Consider the following 20679-nt stretch of genomic DNA (forward strand, 5'->3'; position numbering starts at 1 on the left):
TTTCGGCCATTGAGGGCGGAGGCGCATGACGGCGTCCCTGATCATTCAGGTCGCGATCGGCGGGCTCCTGATGGGGCTGATCTACGCGCTGGTCGCGGCCGGGCTGTCGCTGATTTTCGGGCTGATGAACATCGTCAATTTCGCGCATGGCGAATTGCTGATGGTCGCGATGTACGCGGCCCTGCTGCTGCATGACCATCTGCACGTCGGCCTGCTGCTGCAACTGCCGATCGTGGCCGCGCTGCTGTTCGGCGTCGGGGTTGCGATCTATCGCGGCCTGATATCGCGCGCGCTCGGCGTGCGGTTCAACAGCGGCATGGTGCAGATTTTCATCACCTTCGGCCTGTCGATCTTCCTGGTCGGGCTCGCGCAATTCATGTTCGGCAGCGATTTCCGCACCCTGAACGATGGCGCGATCAGCACGGCGACGGTCGCATGGGGCCAGATCGTGCTGCCGGTGTCGCAGATCGCGGCGGGCGGCGTCTGCCTGCTCGCTTTCGCGGCATTGGCGCTGATCTCGCGCACCGAATTCGGCCGCGCGCTGGAAGCGACGCGCGAGGATCGCGATGCGGTCGCGCTGATCGGGATCGATCGTGACCATATCTTCAGCCTCGGCTGGGGCATCGGCGCCGCGACGGTCGGCATCGCCGGGGTCATGCTCGCGAGTTTCTACTACATCGCGCCGAGCGTGGGCACGAGTTTCGCGGTGATCGCCTATATCACCGTCGCCCTCGGCGGCTTCGGCTCGCTGCTCGGCGCGCTGGTCGCCGGCCTGGTGGTGGGGCTGGTCGAGGCCCTGACCGCCCTGTTCATCGATCCGTCGCTGAAGGAGATCGGCATTTTCGCGCTCTATGTCCTGGTGCTGATGGTCCGGCCGCGCGGCCTGTTCGGCCGGCAATGACCGGCGCAGCAGCCCACACCATCGAAACCCGCCGCCGCACCCAGTTGCTGGTCGGCGCCGGCCTGCTGGTCGGTCTGATCATCCTGCCCGTGCTGATCCCCTCGCCCTACTGGCGCGGCCTGATGGTGCTGGTGCTGCTCTACGCCGGGCTCAGCCAGGGCTGGAACGTGCTGGGCGGCTATTGTGGGCAGATCTCGTTGGGCCATGCGCTCTATTTCGGCCTCGGCGCCTATACCTCGACCCTGCTGTTCACCCGGCTCGGCATTCCGCCGACCATCGGGTTGTTCGCCGGCGGCGCGCTGGGCGGCGCGGCGGCCCTGCTGGTCGGCTGGCCGTGTTTCCGCCTCAGCGGCCATTATTATGCCATCGCAACGCTGGTGTTCGGCCTGATCGGACTGCTGCTGGTCGAAAACTGGGACTGGGTGGGCGCTGCCGAGGGCATCACCATTCCGTTCCGCCAGCAGAGCTGGATCGATCTGCAATTCCGCATCGCCGTCCTGCCGTTCGACTACGCCATGCTCGCCTACGCCGCCCTCGCCTGGCTGGTCGCCTGGCTGGTCGAGGGCTCGCGCTGGGGCTTCTACTGGCGCGCGGTCAAGGACGACAGCATCGCCTCGCGCAGCCTCGGCGTGCGGGTGTTTCCGAGCAAGATGGCCGCCGCCGCGATCAGCGGTGCGATCACCGGTGTCGGCGGCGCGCTCTATGCGCAATACATCGGCTTCATCGATCCGCCCAGCACGTTCGGCCTGTCGCTCTCGGTGCTGATCGCGCTGCCCGCCGTGGTCGGCGGCGTCGGCACGCTATGGGGACCGCTGCTCGGTGCTGCCGTGCTGATTCCGGTGCAGCAAATCTCGATCGCCAAGCTCGGTGGCGCTGCGGGCGGGGTCGATCTGATGATCTATGGCGGGCTGATCCTGGTGCTCGCCCTGGTCCGGCCACAGGGGCTGATCAGCCTGTTCGGCATCCGCGGTGCCGCCGGCGATGCGGTGGTCGAAAATGGCTGAACCGCTGCTGGATATCCGCGGCGTCAGCAAATCCTTCGGCGGCGTCGCCGCCAATGTCGATATCAGCTTCACCGTCACCGCCGGTGAAATCCTCGGCCTGATCGGCCCGAACGGCGCCGGCAAGAGCAGCCTGTTCAACAGCATCGCCGGCGAGGTCAAGCCGGACCAGGGTAGCATCCGGCTCGATGGCACCGTGATTTCGGGTCTCGGGCCGGTCGCCTGTGCGGCGCGCGGCATCGGGCGCACCTTTCAGGTGGTGCGCAGCTTCGACTCCATGACATTGCTTGAAAACGTCATGGTCGGCAGCTTCCTGCGCCACCGGAACACCGGCACCGCGATGGCAAAGGCGCTCGATGTCATTGGCTTCTGCGGCCTCGCCGCGCGCGCCGATGTGCCCGCGCACGACCTGACCCCGCCCGAGAAACGCCGCCTCGAAGTCGCCCGCGCGCTCGCGACCGAACCGCGCCTGCTGCTGCTCGATGAAATCCTGACCGGCCTGACGCCGACCGAGGCACAGGCCGGTGTCGACCTGATCCGCGCGGTGCGCGCGCGCGGTGTCACCATCATCATGGTCGAGCACGTCATGGAAGTGCTGCTGCCCCTGATCGATCGCGCCGTGGTGCTCAACCTCGGCCGCAAACTATGCGAGGGCACGCCCCAGTCAGTCGTCCGCAACCCCGATGTGATCCGTGCCTATCTCGGTGACCGGTTTGTCGCCTGAACCGCTGCTGCACGTCTCTCACCTCACCGCTGCCTATCGCGGCCTGCGCGTGCTGCACGGCATCGACATCGAGGTCGCCGCGGGTGAAATCGTCGCGGTGATGGGGGCGAACGGCGCCGGCAAAAGCACCCTGCTGCGCGCCATCGCGGGACAGATGCCCACCGGCGGCGCCATCCGCTTCGCAGGCACCGATCTGGCCGATCTGCCCGCCCACCGGATCAACCGGCTCGGCGCAGTGCTGGTGCCGGAGGGCCGGCGCCTGTTCGGCGGCCTTTCGGTCGAGGACAATCTACGCCTCGGCGCCTACGCAAGGCGCGGCCCGGACCGGTTCAAACCGCTCGACCTGGTGTTCGAACTCTTCCCCCGCCTGCAGGAACGCCTGAAACAACGCGCCGAAACCCTGTCCGGCGGCGAACAGCAAATGCTCGCGATCGGCCGGGCCCTGATGACCAACCCGCGCCTGCTGATGCTCGATGAACCAAGCCAGGGCATCATGCCGCGCCTGGTCGATGACATCATGGACGCCGTGCAACGGATCAGAGGCCTCGGCGTCACCATCCTGATCGTCGAGCAGCGCCTGGTCGAAACCCTGTCGATCGCCGACCGCGCCTACGTGCTGCAAACCGGCCGCGTCGTCATGGCCGGCCCCGCCGCCACCATCGCGGCAAACGCCGACGTCAGGCGAGCGTATCTTGGCATGTGATGGCGGGGGGTTTTGGGTGGTGCTCGAAGGAAGCAAGACCAGGGGGCGTTGCCCCCCGAACCCCCCACTAAGGGCTCAGCCCTTAGAACCCGCTAGTTTTAGGGGTAGGGAGGGCGTCCAGACCATACTGTTTGAGAGCCCGCCAGCCGCCTGCCCTTCGCGATCACCCATCGACCGGGGCGGATGCTGGTGCTTGATGTTGCGGATGAGCAATGTACAATCATGTGACGAAGGCTGGGTAAAGGCGTTCTTTTTTGAAAAAAAGAACCAAAAAACTTTTGTTTGGTTTGGACTGTGCCGCTCGCATGGCAGAGGCCATACTTCGCGGCGTCGTTTGGGGCTGAACCGTTCGATTATCGGCCCGCCTCGATGATCGCCGTTGACCCGGCGATATCCGCATAGGCTTCACCCGCATCGATCCGTCGCAGCGTCGCCGTCTCGGTTTCCTGCATGGCGATGGCCCGATCGGCGGCGGCCCGCACCGCGCCGGGCGGCAAGACCAGCACACCGTTTTCATCGGCGAAAATCGCATCACCCGGGCTGACCATAACCCCGCCGCACGATACCGGCACACCAAAGCCGCCGCCGAGCCCGAGCAGCTTGACCGTGATGGGCGACAGCCCGCGCGCCCAGACCGGCACGCCATAGGCGCGCAACTCCTGAACATCGGTCACCACCCCATCCACCACGATACCCGCAACGCCGGCATGCCGCGCGGCATAGGCAACCGCGCCGCCCATGCAGGCGTGCTTATGATCGCCACAGCGGTCGATCACCAGAATATCGCCTGGCAGCGCCTGTTTGATCGCATAATGCACCATCACCGCATCCGGCCCTGGCGCCAGCACCGTCACGGCGGTGCCCGCGATCCGCAGCGGCGAGAACAGCGCCCGCACGCCGGGGTCCATGAATCCGGTATGCCGAAAATGCCCGATCGTCGCCGGTTCCGCCCGGCGCAGATGCGCAAGCAGATCGGCCGCGATCGGCGCGGGCCGGGGGCGCAGATCATACATGCGGCGCTGCTCCGTTGCTCACATCAAACGAAGTTTGCACGCGGTCAATCGCCGCTCGCCGGTGCCGCGATCAGCCCTGATTCGCGTGCAGCGACCGGCACGACGCGCGGATCGCGCGCCATCAACAGGCTGCCGCCGACCAGAATGACAATGTTGATCAGCAAACAGACGAAGCCGACGTTCAGCCCGTCCATCGTCGCACCGGCCAGATAGAACGCGATCGAAAGCACATCCGCCACGATGATGCCTGCGCCGATGGCGAGCGGGTGGGCGCGCCGGAAGAAAATGATCGCGAGCACGCCGGGAAAGAACTGGGTGATGCCGAAGAACGCCGTGTTGATGATGGTGAGCAGCAGGTTCGGCGCCATCAGCGTCAGCAGAATCGATGCCGCGAGATACAGGACGATGACCAGACGTGCAGCACTGCGCTGCCGGGTTTCGGGCACATGGCCGAACAGGTTGCGCGACACGAGCGGGCCGATCGCGAGGCTGATGCCGGCCAGCACGATCAGGCCCGACAGCGATGCACCGGCGGCGACCATGCCGAGCACCCAGCCGGGCAGCAGCGATACCGCGACCGCCATGAACGCCTGGTTCGGCGCGGCGAGATGGGTATGCTGGCTGAGCGCGTAATACGATGTGACAACCAGGAACGGATACATCAGCATATAAAGCGGCATGAACATCTGCGTGCGGCGGATGGTCTGCTCGGAGCGGGCGGTGAACAGGTTCTGCATGTTGAACGGAAACATGAAGAACCCGAGCGCCTGAAACGTGATTGTACTCATCGTGAACCGCAGCTGCGGCGCGTTCAGATGATTATGCGCGACCGGCCCGGCGATGTGGAAAATCGACCCGAGGCCAACGGCGGAAACCGCCGCGACGCCGGTGACCACGATCGCCAGGACCATCAATATGTCCTTCAGGATCGCGACATAGGCGGGTGCGCGAATGCCCGATACCGCGACATAGGTGAACGCGAGGGCTGCGGCCAGCACCGTCAGCACGATCGGGTTGAAATGCCAGCCGAGACCGTTGAGCGCGATGATCAGGCCGCTGAACTGCAACTGCCCCCAGGGCACCAGAAACACGATGGCGGCGATGGTGACCGATAATTCCAGAAACCGTCCATAGCGATGATCGCGGAAATGGCCCTTGAACAGATCGGGCAGCGTCACCGCGTCATAGACCTTGCCGGCACGCCAGATCCAGGGATTGACGAAATAGCCAACCGGATAGGCCAGCAGGATATAGCCCAGAAACCAGATCCCGTAGGTGCCGCCCATGGCGTAGATACCGCCGGGAAAGCCGATGATCGTGCCGATACTGTAAATCTCGCCGACGGCAAGAAAGAACACCAGGAAACCGCCGAACTGGCGCGAGGCGATAAAGAACTCTTTCACGGATTCGGTATGATGCCCGCGCTTGGCAAATATCGCGAGGCCGAGCGAGGCGAGGATCAGGCAGGCGAATACGAAGCTGGCCATCACGCGCGATCTCCCTCATCGGTGGCCGGGCGATGGCGGTCGAACAGCAGCCAGCAGGCACCCAGACAGACCGAGGTCAGCACAAACCAGGCGAACATCCAGAGGTACAGAAAAGGAATGTTATCAATTGTCAGCGATACCGTGTTGACAAAGGGTAGCATCACCACCACCGCAAAGAACGGAATGCCCAACCCGATTATGGCCCTGATCATACGGCGCATCCCATCATGGTTCACAGAGTCTGGTGGTGGCCAGAGTTCGGTGAACCACGGTGAGCAAAAATCATGCCATCGATAGGCGGCTAAAACAGCGTCAACCGCCGGGCCGATGCTCTGGCTTTAATCAGAACGGCGCTTTTTGCGGCACGGTCGCGATCGGATAACGCACTTGCGTCGGGCGAAACCTTGGCACTGTCAAGTTGTGGGGCTGCGGCCCAAGTCACTGCGATCAGATAGCGATAGGTATACGCCCGAATGACCAAAACGAACCGCAGCTGCTCGCGCATGACGGACGGTTCAACCCCTTCAGAGGGCGGCCGGACGGTAACATCCGCTCATCACCGGGCCACGCCGCCGCCTCCGATCCATTACGCCTGCGCCACCAGTCTGTCTTGCGTCCGTGTCTCGAAATCGCTGGCGTCGTGCCGCTCGTGCAGCTGCGTCTCCGGCTCGCCGAACACGCGGTTGACCATTCGCCCCCGCTGCACCGCCGGCCGGGCCGCGATCTCATCCGCCCAGCGCTGCACATGCGCATAGCTGCCGACGTCGAGAAACGCCGCCGCGCCATACAGCCAGCCCTTCACCAGCCCGCCATACCACGGGAACACCGCCATGTCGGCGATCGTGTAGTCATCACCAGCCAGATACGCGCTCTCGGCCAGCCGCCGGTCCAGCACGTCGAGCTGGCGCTTGGCCTCCATCGCGAAGCGGTCGATCGCGTAGCGGATCTTGCTCGGCGCATAGGCGTAGAAATGCCCGAACCCGCCGCCCAGATACGGCGCGCTGCCCATCTGCCAGAACAACCAGGACAGGCACTCCGTCCGCGTCTCGAGATCGGTGGGCAGGAAGTCTCCGAATTTTTCCGCGAGATACAGCAGGATCGCGCCGGATTCGAACACGCGCCGTGGTTTGTCGCCGCTGTGATCGACCAGCGCCGGGATTTTGGAATTCGGATTGGCCGCGACGAATCCGCTGCCGAATTGATCACCCTCGTTGATGCGGATCAGCCAGGCGTCGTACTCGGCACCCTGATGGCCCCGCGCCAGCAGCTCTTCCAGCATCACCGTCACCTTCACCCCGTTCGGCGTGGCGAGGGAATAGAGCTGCAACGGATGCTTCCCCACCGGCAACGGCTTTTCATGCGTCGCCCCGGCGATCGGGCGGTTGATGTTGGCGAACCGGCCGCCGTCTTGCGCGGGCTCCCAGGTCCACACATCCGGCGGCACGTAATCGGTCTCGTTCGTCATGGTCACTCGATCTCCAGTTTCATTCGTTCAGCCGATGCCAACGCCGCATACACGGCATTGCCACTGCCCCATTTCATCGTGCCGCACGCGCAAGAGGCGCGGCGCAGGGGAAACCTTGCGCCGCACGAGTCCTCATTCGGCTTGTCGCAGAGGTTAGAGCACAATGGTGGAAAATCAATTCCGCGTATCCGTCCGCTTCGCCGTCGGTCAGCCCGCGTCCCACACTGAACCCCCCGCTCTGCTCGTCGCTCACGGTATTATGCACCGGCTCAACAGTGAAACGCCGCGAGAATTTCGGAAGCTCGAAATTTCAATCACAATGGAGCCCTAATGAACAAAACAGCGAACAAATTCAGCCCTGAGGTCCGTACCCGCGCGGTGCGGATGGTTTTGGACCGTGGGAATGGGCAGACCTGCAGGTAAGTAGCCGGAGGCAATCGTTGCTGCGATATATTTTTGATTGTCTCTTGCTTGGTAAGCAACAGAGTGCTTCTCTCTGATCATAAAAACGCGAGCGGCGCAGGCCGCCGCATAATGCCATCGTGGCAGAGGGAGAACGGTCATGCGCAGAGCCATTCCGGCAACCTCGGGTCCAGTCATCGTTGATTTTGCCCGGGCCAGGGCATGACGCTGCTGACGCTCGAAGATGTCGGCAAGTCGTATGGGGCGGTGCAGGCGCTCAGTAATGTCAGTTTCCAGGTCGGCCCGGGCGAAATCGTCGGGCTGATGGGTGATAATGGCGCAGGAAAATCGACCCTGGTGAAAATCATCGCCGGCGTATTCCGCCAGAGCGAAGGGACCATGCGGTTTCAGGACAAAGAGGTGCATTTCCATGCGCCGGTGGATGCGCGCAAGGCGGGGATCGAGGTCGTGCATCAGGATCTGGCGATTGCCGATAATCTGAGCGCGGCCGCCAATATTTTTCTCGGCCGCGAGTTGCACCGGCGGATTGCCGGATTTCGCTGGCTCGACCACGCCGCAATGGCGAAGCGCTCGGGCGAATTGTTCAATGAATTGAAAAGCGAAACCCGGCCGGGTGAGTTGGTGCGGCGGATGTCCGGCGGGCAGCGCCAGGCGGTGGCAATCGCGCGGACGCGGCTTGCCGATGCCAAGCTGATCCTGATGGACGAGCCGACCGCGGCGATCAGCGTGCGCCAGATTGCCGAGGTCCTGGCGTTGATCCTGCGGTTGCGCGATGCCGGGATCGCCGTGTTGCTGATCAGCCACCGGATGCCCGATGTGTTCGACGTGTGCGACCGGGTGGTGGTGCTGCGGCGCGGCCGGCTGGTGGCGAACAAGGCAATCGCCAGTTCCTCGCCGCAGGAGGTCACCGGCTTGATCACCGGAGCGCTCGAAACGGCATGAGCGATTTCAGCAATGTGCGCCAGGTTTCCTGGCATTCGCGCGGCTTTCTGGCTTCGCAGACCGCCTATGTCACGCTCGCGCTGGCGCTGCTGGTGGCGGCAATTTCGGTGGTCGCGCCGGAGTTTCTGAGTTTCGGCAATCTCAGCAACGTGCTGACTGATTTTTCGTATATCGGCATCGTTGCCTTCGGCTCGACGCTGGTCATCATCACCGGCGGGATCGACCTTTCGGTAGGATCATCGATGGGGTTGTCCGCGATCATCGCGGCGATGCTGTTCCGTGCGCTCGGCCCGACGGCGGTTGCGGCGGTGCCGGGTGCGGTGCTGGCGATTTCGGTGGTGGGCGGCCTTGCGGTGGGTGCGACGATCGGGCTGATCAACGGGTTGCTGATCGCTTATACCGGACTCGCACCGTTCGTCACCACGCTTGGGATGCTGAGCATCGTGCGAGGGCTGTGCTACGCCATCACCAACGGCCAGGGCGTCGATATCACCGGGCCGGAGGCGAACCTGTTCTTTCGCCTGTCGGATGGCACGCTGCTCGGCCTGCCGGTGCCGCTGCTGTATCTGCTGGCACTCGGCGTGATGATGGGATTGCTGCTGCACCATACCGCGCGCGGTCGCTATGTGTTCGCGATCGGCGGCAACGAGCGGGCGGCAGCGCTCACCGGCGTGCCGGTGCAGCGGGTGAAAACCGGGGTCTATGTGCTATCCGGCCTTACCGCCGCGCTGTCCGGCATTCTGCTCGGTGGCTGGCTCGGCTCGGTGCCCGCCAACCTTGCGGATGGGTATGAGCTGCGCATCATCGCCGCCTCGGTGATCGGGGGCGCCAATCTGCTCGGCGGCGTTGGCGGCCCGCTCGGTGCGATCGTCGGATCGGCGCTGATCGAGGTGATTCGCAACGGGCTGGTGCTGGCCCGGGTGAATACATATTGGCAGCAGACGGTGGTCGGCGCGATCATCATCGCGGCCGTGCTGGTCGACCGGCTGCGTAGCCGACGGCTTGGCCAATAGGGCGGGGGAAACCGCTCCGCTGGCTGATCGAACGATGATAATAATCACGACAACAAAACGGAGGATCGACACAATGACATCCAATACCAAAAGAACCGGGCTGTGGCTGACGGGCGCCGGCACCGCCGCGGTGCTGGGGGCGTTGCTGCTTTCGCCGGCGCCGGCAAAGGCCGGCAAGACCTATGATTTCGCGATTGTGCCGAAATCGCTCAACAACCCGTACTTCGACCTGTCGCGCGATGGCTGCATGGCGGAAGCAAAGAAGCTCGGCGATGTGAAATGCACCTATACCGGCCCGGTGACGCAGGACGCCGCGGCCGAGGTGCAGACGGTGCAGGATCTGATCACGCGCGGCATCGACGGTATCGCGATCTCGGTCGCCGATCCCGGCTCGATCGCGCATGTCATCGCGCGGGCGCGGGCCGCCGGCATTCCGGTGATCACGTTCGACGCCGACGCGCCGGACACCAAGCGGCAGGTCTATGTCGGCACCGACAATTTGCAGCTCGGCAAGGATCTGGGCCAGCAACTGGTCAAGGCGCACCCGACGCCCGGTACCTATGCGGTAATTTCGGGTGGCCCGGCGGCGGAGAATCTGGCGCAGCGGGTCGATGGCGTGCGCGACGTCTTGAAGGCCGCGGGCTGGAAAGAAGTCGGCGGGTCACCAACGTTCTGCAACGACGACAGCGCGCTCGGCATGCAGCAGATGACCGACCTGACCACCGCCAATCCCAATCTGTCGGCGATCGTCGCGGTGGGTGGCTGGCCGCTGTTTACCGAGAACGCCTATGACGATTTCTATAACAAGCACAAAGCGGCGATCGATGGTGGCAAGCTGACGATCGTTTCCGCTGATACGCTGCCGGCCGAGCTCAGCGAGCTCAAGAAGGGCGAGGTCGCGGCGCTGGTGGGCCAGCAGCCCTATGCGATGGGGGCGAAGGCGATGGAGATTCTGCGCGCCCTGAAACAGGGCAAATCGGAAAAGACGATCCAATATGTCGGGCTCGATGTCGTGACGAAGGACAATGTCGCCCAGTTCATGAAGTAGCGCGCGCGGGCTGCTGACAACGCCCCCTGCGGCTCGGATTTGCCCGGGCCTGGCTAGGATTTCGATCCGCGGGGGAGTTTCATCCATGTTCTGCCGCTGCATCGCGGCTGTACGTTCTTGATGTAGCCTGGCAGAGTGGGCGCCTTGGGAACTGGATCAACGCAGTGACCACGGAGATGGTGTGGTAGCCGGCGATCGGCTTGGCATGGTATCCAGTCGGGCCGCAGCGTCATGATGAAGGACGCCTTTGGCGGTCAAGCAATCAAGCGGGTCCTGACGTACAAGGTCTCGGTGGGCTCGGCATCCTGCGAGAGCAACGCGGCAAGGTGAGGGGCTCGCCCCATAGGATGCCGCCATAAGAGCGCCTATGTTCTCCGGATAGCCGCCTCGCGTTGCGTGCGCTCCGGCTTTGGCCCAAGCGCCACACTGGTCTTGGCATGGACGTTGGCGTTAACGCCAGCGAGGATCGCCACGGTATCGAACCGGCTGCGAAAATCCGGATAAGGTTCGAGCCGCGTCCGCCAACTCCAGCCGATCCGGCCCCTGCGCCGCGCGTTCAACGCCGGCCGGATCCAGCTCAGGGTAACGATATCGGGCAACGGGGGCGATGGCACCGCGGCAGGCCACAGGTTCCGCGCACGGCGACGTCGTGGGCGACCTGTCCGCTGAACGCATCGACGATCGCGCCCTGTGACCGAGTTGGAGACCGAAGCTGTCGGCCGCGCATTTCGATACATCGCGTATAGTGTGTGGGAACGCCCTTTACTTTCAGCTAAGCTGTGTTCCAGGTAAATCGCATTGATTGGATGTATCGGTGCAACCGCTTCTGACTAATTTTCCGAGCGCATGAAAGAATTTGCTGGAAATGGCAGCACCGGAGGCCTATCCTCGGCTTGATAATGACAGCGCTACCAATTCGATCACTGATATGTGATTGACAAAAACCGGAGGAAATGAATGCTGACGCAAGAGCAAATCGCTGCCTATCGATCTGACGGATTCATCGTCGTGCCTGGTATTTTGAGTTTATCGGATCTCGTCCAGATGCGTCAGGTAATCGCAAGATTGATAGACCATGCGCGGGCAATTGATGTGCACGATGAGATTTACGACCTCGAGCCTGGGCACACCCGTGATGCGCCCAAGGTTCGGCGCATCAAATCACCCCATAAGGTCGATGATGTATTCAACGACATTATTCGCTCTGAGCGGGTGCTCGGCATCCTGCGAAGCTTGATTGGTTCCTCGTTTCGCCTTCATGGTTCGAAATTAAATATGAAGGCCGCGCACTTCGGATCACCTGTCGAATGGCATCAGGACTGGGCGTTCTACCCGCATACCAATGACGATATTTTGGCCATCGGCGTATTCATCGACGATATGGCACTCGATAACGGGCCACTTCTATGTGTGCCTGGGTCTCATCGAGGACCCGTGTGGGACCATCACGGCAGTGACGGCCGGTTTTGTGGAGCGATTGATCCCAATGATATAATCGTGGAAATCGGGCGTGCGGTGCCGTTGACCGGTCTTGCAGGCAGTATGTCGTTCCATCATGTCCGCACCTTGCATGGCTCGGCCCAAAACCAGTCGAACCGCCCGCGTAATTTGTTGTTGTATGAGATCGCGGCAGCGGACGCGTGGCCGTTGAAAGGCGTGCCAGATCTCGAAGCGTTCGATGCCAACTTGATGATCGGCAATGGTCCCACGATAGCGCCCAGACTGGCAGACGTGCCGGTGCGTATTCCTCTGCCCCCACCGCTGCGCCAGGGCTCGATCTATGAAACGCAGTCCGCTGCAACGGACCGTCAGTACTTCAAAGCCAGGACGGACGCCGCATAAGGTTACAGGCTTAAATTTAGCAAAAAATCGAGGAAACGAAAAAATGCAAATGGCAAACACAGACGAATCTATCGGGAGAACACGTTGGGTTCATCTCGTACCAGTGATATTCCTGATGTACACAATATCCTATTTCGACAGGATTAATATAGGTCTTGCTTTACCGAGTATGTCAAAGGACCTCCATCTTACGTCATCGAACGCCGGACTAGCTGCAGGCATTTTCTTTTGGGGATACCTGATCAGTTTTCTTGGCGCCGGCTATCTGGCACCACGTTTCGGAGCCAAGCGCGTGATTTTAACCGCGCTTATCCTGTGGGGAGGCTTTGCAATTGGTACGGGATTGGTACAAAATTACCACGAGTTGCTGATCATGCGCTTCATGCTTGGTCTTTCTGAAGGCCCGGTGTGGACCAGCACCGCAATGTTGCTGTCCCAATGGTTCATTCAACGAGAGCGCGCACGGGCGTTTGGTCTGTGGAACCTGTGTCTGCCCGTCGGGGCAATGCTCTCCGGCCCGATATCAGGATTGATCCTGACGTATTCGAGTTGGCATATCATGTTCATCATCGAAGGCCTGCCGGCATGGCTCTGGGCATTTATTTGGTGGCGACAGATACCTACCAGCGTCGATCAGGCAAAATGGCTGCCGGCCGAGGAGAAACAGCGCCTGCAGACGCGGATCAATGCAGAACAGATCGAACTGGCTGCCGGGGCTTCACCGGATTGGTGGGCGATGTTGCGGGAGCCAGCTGTATGGCTTTTGATGGGTGGATTTTCTTTGATCAACATGGTCAACTACGGCTTCGGAATCTGGCTGCCTACGGCGCTCAAGGCGGCTAGCACGCTGAGTATAGGTTATATCGGTCTCGTGAGCGCTCTTCCGTATCTTGCCGCCATCGTGGGGTTGATCGTCGTAACGCGCAGTTCCGATCGTCACCATGAACGCCGGCTCCATGCAGGCATCCCAATGATTGCCATTGGGGGACTGCTGTACATCGGCTCCCATATCGGCGCCCATGAAATTGTGCCGATCATGATCGCGTTTACGGTCATGGGATTCTTTCTATTCATGTATTTGCCTCTGATCTTCACCTTCACGTCGGAATTGTTGCCGCGAAGTCTTGCGATACCGGCGATGGCGTTCATTGGCGGGTTTGCAAACCTGTTCGGGGGTTTTGTCGGACCATGGCTCGTTGGTTGGTTGCGTGGTGTAACCGGCAACGTGTCGCTGGCGTTCGGTGTGTTAGCAGTCTTCGGAATCCTCGGAGGTTTGCTGGTCATTGCCATTCGCCCCAAGCGCCGGCGTGCTGTGGTCGGTGAGATCGCTGTCAGCCAGGTCGGATACCGCTGAATGAGCGATCCAGCTATGATCGGCTTGACGCCTGGCATCGCGTAATACCGGGTTCTCAGTAGCTACTCATTGAGGCGGGTGACCACGGCGTCGGGGTCTACCTACGTCACGGTCGCGCGCATGGCGCATCTAGGGGAGTCCTGGCGGCGCCATGCGTTAGCGCTTTCATCGCTGGAATGGCACCGGAGGGAAAGCCCCCGCCTTGCCTGCCCCAACAGCCACCGGAAAATTTTGAGTCGGAGTTGTGAATCCTCTTGAACACCTCCCCCTCCCGTGACTATGTCGGTAGCGAAGGATGCCATTGGGTCCTTCGTTCGACTACGGATTGGTCAAACTGACAGTCCGAATCTTAACCTTGCTATCGCAGGAGGTTTGTTATGACTCTTGATTTCTCGCCCTTGTTCCGTTCCGCCATCGGTTTCGACCGTTTGCAGCATTTGCTGGACAGCGTGCCGGATGCCAGCGTGACCTCGTATCCCCCGTACAACATCGAAAAGCTCAGCGCGGAAGACTATCGCCTGACCATGGCGGTGGCCGGTTTCCGGGCCGACGATATCGAAATGACGGTCAAGGAGAACACGCTGGTCATTGCCGGCAAGATCGCGAACGAAACGCAGAAGGGTGAAACCCTGTACCGCGGCATCGCGGCCCGGGCGTTCGAGCGCCGGTTTGCGCTGGCCGACCATATGGTGGTCGACGGTGCATCGCTCGAAAACGGTCTGCTGCATGTTGCCCTCAAGCGCGTCATCCCCGAGGCCTTGAAGCCTCGCCGGATCACGATCGAGGCGGCAGCACCGGCCACCGTGCGGACGATTGAACAGGACACCGCCAAGCTCGCGGCCTGATCTGCCCAAATGAAGGCACCCCGCATCGCAAGATGCGGGGTTTTTGCGTGACCCATGGTCTGACACCAATCCCGCCCCGATCGCCTGGTGCGGCGTGTCGAGATCGAGCAACACGGCAGATCGGCCGTTGGTGCCGCAAACGACGTGCGCAACCGCGCGAAACCGGGAACCGCCATGACGAGAACGATATATTCATATTCATTGCGCCGCGTTACATAAAATTCTGATTTATCTCATGCGGAATTCACCATAAATCGCCAAGGCACGACACGATGGACCAATTAAGCCTGCTCAATACCTTCGTCCGCGTTGCCGAGCGCGGTTCGTTCTCGGCGGTGGCGCGGGATTTCAGCACCTCACAGCCGGTGATCTCCCGCCAGATCGCGGCGCTGGAGGACCAACTCGGCGTGCGGCTGATCCAGCGCACCACGCGCCGCCTGTCCTTGACCGAGGACGGGCAAGTCTATCTCGATCACGCCCGCGCCGTGGTCGAAGCGATGGATGCGGCGCAAGCCAGCGTCGGCGTCGCCCAGAAAACCCCAACCGGACAGGTTCGGCTGGGCGTGCCAACCTCGGTCGGCATGTACCTCGCGGCACGGCTCCCCGAGTTTTTTGCGCGCTATCCGGAAATGTCGGTCGATCTGAAAATGCGCGACGGCGCGTTCGACCTGGTCGAGGAAGGGCTCGATCTGGTGATCTCGGTCGCCGAGGCCACCCAGGCGAGCGTGATCACCCGCACCATCGGCAGCGCCGCTTCGGTGCTGGTCGCATCCCCGGCCTATCTCGCGGCGCGCGGTAAACCGGCGACCCCGCAGGACCTGCTCGATCATGAATGCATCGTCTACACCCGCCCCGGGATCGACCGGAACTGGCGATTCTTCGGCAAGGGGATCGATGAGACCGTGACAGTGCACGGTCGGTTCCACGCCGATTCGAGCGAGGCGGTACGCCGCGCCGCGCGCGCCGGCCTGGGCATTGCGATGCTGCCACGCCTGACCACGATCGATGACGTCAATTCCGGGCGTCTGGTCACGCTGCTCGATGCGTTCGGCCCAATGAAGGTCAAAGTCTACGCCATCCTGCCGTCGCGCCGCTACATTCCGCCGCGGACCCGCGCGATCATGGAATTTCTGATCGCCGAATTCGAAACCACACCGTTCCTGCAATCGACGGCGGGGGTCGCCGGTGTTCCCCAGGCGCCGATCTTCGACTGATCGGAGAAAAAGCGCACCGGCCTGATCGACGATCTGGCTACGCCGCCGACGGGTTGTCATAATTTTTGATATTTAATATAGCATTAATAGACAATCTTATTCCGAAACTATTTTTGTCAAGATCGCCGCAATTTAGGTTTGGTAAAAATATAATTGGCGAAAAACGTAAAAATTACTTGCGTTCCCAGATAAAAAACCGTGATCATCAGCAACACAGCAGCCATGAACAGGTTTTTACATCTTATGGTTGTCCTGTTGTGTCTAAAATACCAGCTTGCGCTCTGAAAAGCTGATCTTTGGGTCATGTTGCGGTATTTTCCGCGTTCACACTGGGGTCAATGAACGAACAACAATTTATCAAAAGCCGGCAATCCGACAGCACGCCCGATTCGCCGGCTTAAACTTGTCGCTCCCTCGCTCCTTGTTATTCTGGCTGCAATGAAACTGGCCACGGCGTCGCCTCTGGCGCTGAACCTGTATCAAGTGGATCAGTTTCAGGGCGCCAGCATCGACACCAGCGGCAGCCTGACCGGGTTCGGGTTCATCCCGCCGGATATGGGCGGCGCAGTTGCCAACGGCTATGTCGCGCAGATGGTCAATGACGAGTTCGCCATCTACACGCCGTCCGGCGCGCTCGCGACGCCGGCGGTCTCGCTCGATGCGTTCTATGCCGGGCTTGGCGTAAATTCATATACGCAAGGCGGCAACCCGGATATTTCGGATCCGCGCATCATCTACGATCCGACGTCGAAACGATGGTACGCAAGCGCAATCACGGTCGCCAACGCGGTCAATAATACGATTCTGCTGGCGGTCTCCAAGGACGGCAACCCCCTCGACGGATTTACCGGCTATTCGATTGCCTCGAAGAAAAACCAGTTTGCCGATTTCCCGACGCTCGGGGTCGATCATGGCGCCGTCACGATCTCGTCGAACAATTTCAACAGCCAAGGCAGCTACACCGGCTCTTCGGTCTTTTCAATTCCGAAGGCACAATTGGTGAAAGGCGTCACCAATCTTTCCAATATCAAAGAGTTCAACAGCACCAGTAAAATCGGCTTTACGCCCGAAGCCGTCACCTCGGATGGCTCAGGCAACAAGACGACGATCCTGAGCAATAATTACGGTGCGAGCGGCCTGCTGGTCTCGACCGTTTCGAACAATGCCGGCAAGAATGCGAAACTGACCCTGACCAAAACGATCAACCATTTCTCAGGCGCTTTGACCAACGCGCCAACCCAGCCTGGTGGCACCACCTATGATCCCGGCGATAACCGGATCAGTTCCGGCAGTTATCAGGCCGGCAACTACATCTATTTCGCCAACTCCGTGCTGCACGGCGGGTCCGATCAGATCCAATGGGGCGTCCTGAACGCTTCGACCGATTCTCTGATCAAATCAGGCTTCGTCTCGCTCGCCAACGAAGACCTTACCTACGGTTCGATCTCCGGCAACGCTGCCGGCACCTTCGTGATCGGCTTCAACGGCTCAGGCTCGACCACCAATATCAGCGACTATGGGACGGTCTGCTCCGTCATGACCGGCGCGTGCAATGCACCCTCGCTGCTCTACACCGGCCCCGCCAGCAACTACAACGTGACGTTCGGCGGCCCATCGAACCGCTGGGGTGACTACTCCTGGACAGCACCGGACACCAGCAATCCAAACAATTTCTGGTTCTTCGAGGAATACCCGAGCACCAACGGGTCTTGGGGCACGATCATCACCGAGGTCGAAACCACGGTGCCCGAACCCGGCAGTCTGGTGCTACTGCTGACTGGCGTAGTCGGGGCTGATCGGCCTGACCCGCGGCCGGCGGAACCGCGCGACACAGCTGGGTGCCTGACGGAAACAACGCCTGACATGAAGCAGGCGGCACCATCCACGGTGCCGCCTGCTGCTCATGCCCGATCGGCGAAACGCCAGCTCAGCGTATCAACCGCGATCGCTGTTCGGCGCCGCATTGAACGCGGTGGCGAAGCCCGCCTGGGCCAGACCGATCTGCGATTGCGCAAGCTTTGCCGTGCCCTTCGGCGTCACAAAGTTCGGATAAGTCTGCGCACCATTAACCGGACTGGCCGGCTCGGAAATCACCGGCGCACCCGCAAGGCGAAACGCCGGATAAGCCTCACCCGTCACGCCGCTCGCGGCCGACGACACCAGCGGCTGGGCCGGTACCACCGGAATGCCTTCGTCGGCCAGAGCATTGCCGGCACCGGCCAAACTGATCACGGCGAAAGCGGCGGCAAAAGTAAGATTCTTCATAACGAACTCCAATTCAGTGCGGAGCGCGGCCGGCCTCACCATGGGGCCGTTACTGCGTCCGTTTCTGCTGCAATGCAACATAGGGCTGGAGTCCTGTCACGGTTATGTCACAAATCGGCATAACATTCATCGATGCCTCGACATGAATATGTTTCGATACCTGGCGCTGGTAGGGGTGGCGCGTAGGCAGGCAAGGCAGGGCGCATTGCCTTCTCAACCCACACTGAGGGCGGAGTCTTCGAAACGGGTAACATTAGGTCGACACATACCCGGCTTTGGCCAGGTAATTTTTGCACTCTTGCGCCGTAAACGCGTCCAGGAGCGACCCGATGCGCTGCCAGGTTGCCTCCTTGGTGCGCTCTGCGGCTTTCTGAGCAAGTGTTTGAGCTTGGTGAAGACTTGCTCGATGGGATTGAGGTCGGGGCTATAGGGCGGCAAGACCAGGAGCCTGGCACCTTTCGCGCGAATGGCGGTTCCGATGGCGGGTTTTTTGTGGCCGGAAAGTTTGTCCGGCACCACAAGGTCGCCCGGCATGAACGTCGGGCAAAGCTCCTGTTCGACACACCAAACCGTCCCGCCGCTGCCCGCTTCGACAGGTGACCAGTTAAAAACGCGCTCGCGCAAGTCCATCGGTTCGCCGGTTGCCCATGCCAACGAAACCTCCAGGCTCAGGCTGCGGATGTTTTTTTATAGGTCTCATACACGGCGAGGTCCGGCTTCGGATGGAAGGGGCCCGTCAATTCGTCAGAGGCCGCGTCAATTGGAATTACGAGGCGACGTACCGAAACGTCTCGCCTTCCTTGCTCCAAACGCAGCGGTCAGGCCCGCGATCCGTTGTTTCAACACGCGGAGGGGGGCTGTGATGCGCCAGGAGGTTGAGTTGTGCAGAGCGGCGAGTTGGGTTTGGGCGGCGGTGCCGTGGGGACCGAAAGTGATGGGCATCGGGTTGAACTTGTGGCCTGGCCTGGGTCGGAGGATCAGGTCGTCGATGCTCTGGTTGCGGACCATGTTGTCGCTGGTGAAGCGTTCCGGGGTTTCCCAGGTTTTGCCGGATTTGCTGGTGATGTCGAAGCTGGGCCAGAGCGCCTGGGCGAAGATGAGCGGGTTGTAGTTTTGCAGCACGAGGGCCCAGGCGTTGAATTCCATGAAGATGGTGGGTTGCCATTGGGCGATGGTGTGTGCGGCGCCGGCGAGGACGTTGGGTTCGAAGCCTTCGACGTCGATCTTGATCAGGTCGATGCGTTGGCCGGGCAGATGTTCGGCGCAGAAGCCATCGAGTGTAGTGAGGGGGACGGTCTCGGTGGAGACCTGGGCTGTGGGGTCGGGTGGGGCCCCGGGAATCGTCTGCCGGACGAGGGACCAGGCACCGCGGCTGGTCATGCGGACCGTGCCGCGCGTATCGCCGACGGCGCTGGCGATGATGCGGCAGTTGGTGATGTGGTTGGTTGCGAGGTTATGGCGGAGGAAGTCGAGGTTGTCCGGGATGGGTTCGAACGCGATGATTTGGTCATGCGGGCTGCGGGCGGCCATGACGATGCTGGTGAGGCCGATATTGGCGCCGACATCGAGGATGGTGGCAGGGGTTGGCAGACCGGCGACGAGGGCGATCAGGGGGTTGTCGGAGTGATCGCTGCCATCAATCGAGTTGAGATAGATGGCGTGGTCGCCGATCAGGCGCAGGGTCCGGCCGTGCAGGGTGAAAATGGCTGACTGGGGTTCCATGCGGGTCTGGTTCAACGGTTGGGTTGATAATCGGCGAAGGCTTGCCTGATTCGGGCGGCCTGATCGGGGGGCAGGCGCTGTTCGGCGGCGACGGAGGTGAGGGAGGAGACGTGTTTGCGGTGGAAGAAGGTCGTCTGGTCGTAGTAGCTGTAGCCAAGGTCCTGAACGCCGGGGGCGGTGCGGTCGAGGTGGTCGGCCATGGCTTTGACGGCGTGCTTGGCGTGGCGCCGGGCGATGGTGCGGGCTTCGCGCCAGCCGACATCGGGTGAGAGGAAGCGCCCGATGGTGTGGGCGGCGCGGATCGGGTGGCGATCGAGGAAATCATAATCGAGGGTCAGGGCGACGTCGCGGATTTTTTCATACAGGGCCAGCCAGGCCTTGATCAGGATGATCGAATCGGCCTCGGGGAGGCCAAAGGTTTCCATGAAGGAGGCGACCGCGTCTTCCGGGCGGCGGATGGTGCAGATGACGCGGATGGCGCCGGTGCGGGCAAGGTTGATGCCGAGTTCGTCCATGTCGTGCGATTTCAACAGCAAATGATCGCAGGGTCCGGCGGCGGCGAGTTCGGCCGGGATGTCGAATGCGGCCTGTTGGTGGAGTTTGCCGCGTTTGGTCAGCACGTCGCGCGCGATGTTGAAGGCGAAGGTGGAGCCGCTGCGCTGCATGCCCGCGAGAAAGACGATCATGGGCGACGGGACCGGATGCGGGCTTGCCGGG

General features: G+C 61.5%; 20 protein-coding genes and 1 pseudogene. 12 read left to right on the forward strand and 9 right to left on the reverse strand.

Features of this window, described 5'->3' with window-relative positions:
* Positions 1 to 25: 25 nt before the first annotated feature.
* The 4 genes from BW994_RS09990 to BW994_RS10005 are packed head-to-tail and all read left to right on the forward strand — an operon-like array spanning position 26 to position 3329.
* Positions 26 to 901 carry a branched-chain amino acid ABC transporter permease gene (locus tag BW994_RS09990; RefSeq protein ID WP_029311916.1) on the forward strand — a complete coding sequence of 292 codons (876 nt, stop codon included), beginning with the start codon at positions 26 to 28 and terminating at the stop codon, positions 899 to 901.
* Positions 898 to 1905 carry a branched-chain amino acid ABC transporter permease gene (locus BW994_RS09995; RefSeq protein WP_035228887.1) on the forward strand — a complete coding sequence of 336 codons (1008 nt, stop codon included), beginning with the start codon at positions 898 to 900 and terminating at the stop codon, positions 1903 to 1905. The genes BW994_RS09990 and BW994_RS09995 overlap by 4 nt, the downstream gene beginning before the upstream one ends.
* The gene (locus BW994_RS10000) at positions 1898 to 2626 is read left to right on the forward strand and encodes an ABC transporter ATP-binding protein (protein WP_029311918.1); all 729 of its coding nucleotides are present in this window, start codon (positions 1898 to 1900) and stop codon (positions 2624 to 2626) included. Before BW994_RS09995 ends, BW994_RS10000 begins: the two co-directional genes overlap by 8 nt.
* Complete coding sequence (locus BW994_RS10005) at positions 2607 to 3329, forward strand: ABC transporter ATP-binding protein (RefSeq protein ID WP_408734948.1); 723 nt, start codon at positions 2607 to 2609, stop codon at positions 3327 to 3329. The genes BW994_RS10000 and BW994_RS10005 overlap by 20 nt, the downstream gene beginning before the upstream one ends.
* A gap of 353 nt (positions 3330 to 3682) precedes the next feature.
* Here the strand turns inward: BW994_RS10005 and BW994_RS10010 are convergent, their stop codons facing one another.
* The 5 genes from BW994_RS10010 to yghU all read right to left on the reverse strand — a co-directional run bounded on the left by BW994_RS10010 (position 3683) and on the right by yghU (position 7294).
* Positions 3683 to 4342, reverse strand: coding sequence for an RraA family protein (locus tag BW994_RS10010; protein WP_029311920.1), 660 nt, complete (start codon positions 4340 to 4342; stop codon positions 3683 to 3685).
* Positions 4343 to 4386: 44 nt separating this feature from the next.
* Complete coding sequence (locus BW994_RS10015) at positions 4387 to 5829, reverse strand: sodium:solute symporter family protein (protein ID WP_029311921.1); 1443 nt, start codon at positions 5827 to 5829, stop codon at positions 4387 to 4389.
* Positions 5829 to 6050, reverse strand: a complete 222-nt coding sequence (locus BW994_RS10020) for a DUF3311 domain-containing protein (protein ID WP_245594123.1) — start codon at positions 6048 to 6050, stop codon at positions 5829 to 5831. Before BW994_RS10020 ends, BW994_RS10015 begins: the two co-directional genes overlap by 1 nt.
* 80 nt (positions 6051 to 6130) lie before the next feature.
* A complete protein-coding gene (locus tag BW994_RS19975) occupies positions 6131 to 6334 on the reverse strand; it encodes a hypothetical protein (protein ID WP_029311923.1) in 204 nt (67 codons plus the stop codon).
* A gap of 81 nt (positions 6335 to 6415) precedes the next feature.
* Entirely contained in the window at positions 6416 to 7294 is an 879-nt protein-coding gene (gene yghU / locus BW994_RS10030; RefSeq protein WP_029311924.1) for a glutathione-dependent disulfide-bond oxidoreductase, read from the reverse strand.
* A gap of 624 nt (positions 7295 to 7918) precedes the next feature.
* On the opposite strand from yghU, the gene BW994_RS10035 reads away from it, so the two are divergent.
* The 3 genes from BW994_RS10035 to BW994_RS10045 all read left to right on the forward strand — a co-directional run bounded on the left by BW994_RS10035 (position 7919) and on the right by BW994_RS10045 (position 10720).
* Positions 7919 to 8659: an ATP-binding cassette domain-containing protein gene (locus tag BW994_RS10035; RefSeq protein WP_029311925.1), complete on the forward strand. Its 741-nt coding sequence runs from the start codon at positions 7919 to 7921 to the stop codon at positions 8657 to 8659.
* Complete coding sequence (locus BW994_RS10040; RefSeq protein WP_029311926.1) at positions 8656 to 9672, forward strand: ABC transporter permease; 1017 nt, start codon at positions 8656 to 8658, stop codon at positions 9670 to 9672. Before BW994_RS10035 ends, BW994_RS10040 begins: the two co-directional genes overlap by 4 nt.
* A gap of 73 nt (positions 9673 to 9745) precedes the next feature.
* The gene (locus BW994_RS10045; RefSeq protein WP_051657341.1) at positions 9746 to 10720 is read left to right on the forward strand and encodes a sugar-binding protein; all 975 of its coding nucleotides are present in this window, start codon (positions 9746 to 9748) and stop codon (positions 10718 to 10720) included.
* A gap of 365 nt (positions 10721 to 11085) precedes the next feature.
* On the opposite strand, the gene BW994_RS19980 is transcribed toward BW994_RS10045, so the two are convergent.
* The gene (locus BW994_RS19980) at positions 11086 to 11319 is read right to left on the reverse strand and encodes a hypothetical protein (RefSeq protein ID WP_217696456.1); all 234 of its coding nucleotides are present in this window, start codon (positions 11317 to 11319) and stop codon (positions 11086 to 11088) included.
* A gap of 358 nt (positions 11320 to 11677) precedes the next feature.
* On the opposite strand from BW994_RS19980, the gene BW994_RS10050 reads away from it, so the two are divergent.
* The 5 genes from BW994_RS10050 (at position 11678) to BW994_RS10070 (ending at position 18363) form a co-directional block, all read left to right on the forward strand.
* Entirely contained in the window at positions 11678 to 12562 is an 885-nt protein-coding gene (locus BW994_RS10050) for a phytanoyl-CoA dioxygenase family protein (protein WP_029311928.1), read from the forward strand.
* Positions 12563 to 12677: 115 nt separating this feature from the next.
* Positions 12678 to 13916: an MFS transporter gene (locus BW994_RS10055; RefSeq protein WP_162176796.1), complete on the forward strand. Its 1239-nt coding sequence runs from the start codon at positions 12678 to 12680 to the stop codon at positions 13914 to 13916.
* A gap of 377 nt (positions 13917 to 14293) precedes the next feature.
* Positions 14294 to 14761 (forward strand): Hsp20 family protein, encoded by a 468-nt coding sequence (locus tag BW994_RS10060; protein ID WP_029311930.1) that lies wholly within the window; start codon positions 14294 to 14296, stop codon positions 14759 to 14761.
* Positions 14762 to 15033: 272 nt separating this feature from the next.
* Positions 15034 to 15975: a LysR family transcriptional regulator gene (locus BW994_RS10065; RefSeq protein ID WP_029311931.1), complete on the forward strand. Its 942-nt coding sequence runs from the start codon at positions 15034 to 15036 to the stop codon at positions 15973 to 15975.
* A 438-nt stretch (positions 15976 to 16413) separates the two neighbouring features.
* Positions 16414 to 18363, forward strand: coding sequence for a hypothetical protein (locus tag BW994_RS10070; protein ID WP_029311932.1), 1950 nt, complete (start codon positions 16414 to 16416; stop codon positions 18361 to 18363).
* Positions 18364 to 18493: 130 nt separating this feature from the next.
* Here BW994_RS10070 and BW994_RS10075 read toward each other — a convergent pair.
* The 3 genes and pseudogenes from BW994_RS10075 to BW994_RS10085 form a co-directional block, all read right to left on the reverse strand.
* Positions 18494 to 18801, reverse strand: a pseudogene (locus BW994_RS10075) (transposase); the annotation flags it as partial.
* A gap of 195 nt (positions 18802 to 18996) precedes the next feature.
* Positions 18997 to 19962 (reverse strand): FkbM family methyltransferase, encoded by a 966-nt coding sequence (locus BW994_RS10080; protein ID WP_029311934.1) that lies wholly within the window; start codon positions 19960 to 19962, stop codon positions 18997 to 18999.
* Between the two features lie 11 nt (positions 19963 to 19973).
* Positions 19974 to 20648 (reverse strand): hypothetical protein, encoded by a 675-nt coding sequence (locus tag BW994_RS10085; RefSeq protein WP_029311935.1) that lies wholly within the window; start codon positions 20646 to 20648, stop codon positions 19974 to 19976.
* Positions 20649 to 20679 lie beyond the last annotated feature (31 nt).

This window comes from Acidiphilium rubrum, from assembly GCF_900156265.1.
GTDB classification, from domain to species: Bacteria; Pseudomonadota; Alphaproteobacteria; order Acetobacterales; family Acetobacteraceae; genus Acidiphilium; species Acidiphilium rubrum.

Excerpts from the sequence above, each read along its gene's own strand:
- BW994_RS10045 (WP_051657341.1), top strand. The coding sequence starts at position 9,746 with ATGACATCCAATACCAAAAGAACCGGGCTGTGGCTGACGGGCGCCGGC.
- BW994_RS10055 (WP_162176796.1), top strand. The coding sequence starts at position 12,678 with ATGTACACAATATCCTATTTCGACAGGATTAATATAGGTCTTGCTTTA.
- BW994_RS10000 (WP_029311918.1), top strand. The coding sequence starts at position 1,898 with ATGGCTGAACCGCTGCTGGATATCCGCGGCGTCAGCAAATCCTTCGGC.
- BW994_RS10035 (WP_029311925.1), top strand. The coding sequence starts at position 7,919 with ATGACGCTGCTGACGCTCGAAGATGTCGGCAAGTCGTATGGGGCGGTG.
- BW994_RS10085 (WP_029311935.1), bottom strand. The coding sequence starts at position 20,648 with ATGATCGTCTTTCTCGCGGGCATGCAGCGCAGCGGCTCCACCTTCGCC.
- BW994_RS19975 (WP_029311923.1), bottom strand. The coding sequence starts at position 6,334 with ATGCGCGAGCAGCTGCGGTTCGTTTTGGTCATTCGGGCGTATACCTAT.
- BW994_RS10015 (WP_029311921.1), bottom strand. The coding sequence starts at position 5,829 with ATGGCCAGCTTCGTATTCGCCTGCCTGATCCTCGCCTCGCTCGGCCTC.
- BW994_RS10080 (WP_029311934.1), bottom strand. The coding sequence starts at position 19,962 with ATGGAACCCCAGTCAGCCATTTTCACCCTGCACGGCCGGACCCTGCGC.
- BW994_RS09995 (WP_035228887.1), top strand. The coding sequence starts at position 898 with ATGACCGGCGCAGCAGCCCACACCATCGAAACCCGCCGCCGCACCCAG.
- BW994_RS10010 (WP_029311920.1), bottom strand. The coding sequence starts at position 4,342 with ATGTATGATCTGCGCCCCCGGCCCGCGCCGATCGCGGCCGATCTGCTT.
- BW994_RS09990 (WP_029311916.1), top strand. The coding sequence starts at position 26 with ATGACGGCGTCCCTGATCATTCAGGTCGCGATCGGCGGGCTCCTGATG.
- BW994_RS10040 (WP_029311926.1), top strand. The coding sequence starts at position 8,656 with ATGAGCGATTTCAGCAATGTGCGCCAGGTTTCCTGGCATTCGCGCGGC.
- BW994_RS10070 (WP_029311932.1), top strand. The coding sequence starts at position 16,414 with ATGAAACTGGCCACGGCGTCGCCTCTGGCGCTGAACCTGTATCAAGTG.
- BW994_RS10050 (WP_029311928.1), top strand. The coding sequence starts at position 11,678 with ATGCTGACGCAAGAGCAAATCGCTGCCTATCGATCTGACGGATTCATC.
- BW994_RS10020 (WP_245594123.1), bottom strand. The coding sequence starts at position 6,050 with ATGCGCCGTATGATCAGGGCCATAATCGGGTTGGGCATTCCGTTCTTT.
- yghU (WP_029311924.1), bottom strand. The coding sequence starts at position 7,294 with ATGACGAACGAGACCGATTACGTGCCGCCGGATGTGTGGACCTGGGAG.
- BW994_RS10065 (WP_029311931.1), top strand. The coding sequence starts at position 15,034 with ATGGACCAATTAAGCCTGCTCAATACCTTCGTCCGCGTTGCCGAGCGC.
- BW994_RS10060 (WP_029311930.1), top strand. The coding sequence starts at position 14,294 with ATGACTCTTGATTTCTCGCCCTTGTTCCGTTCCGCCATCGGTTTCGAC.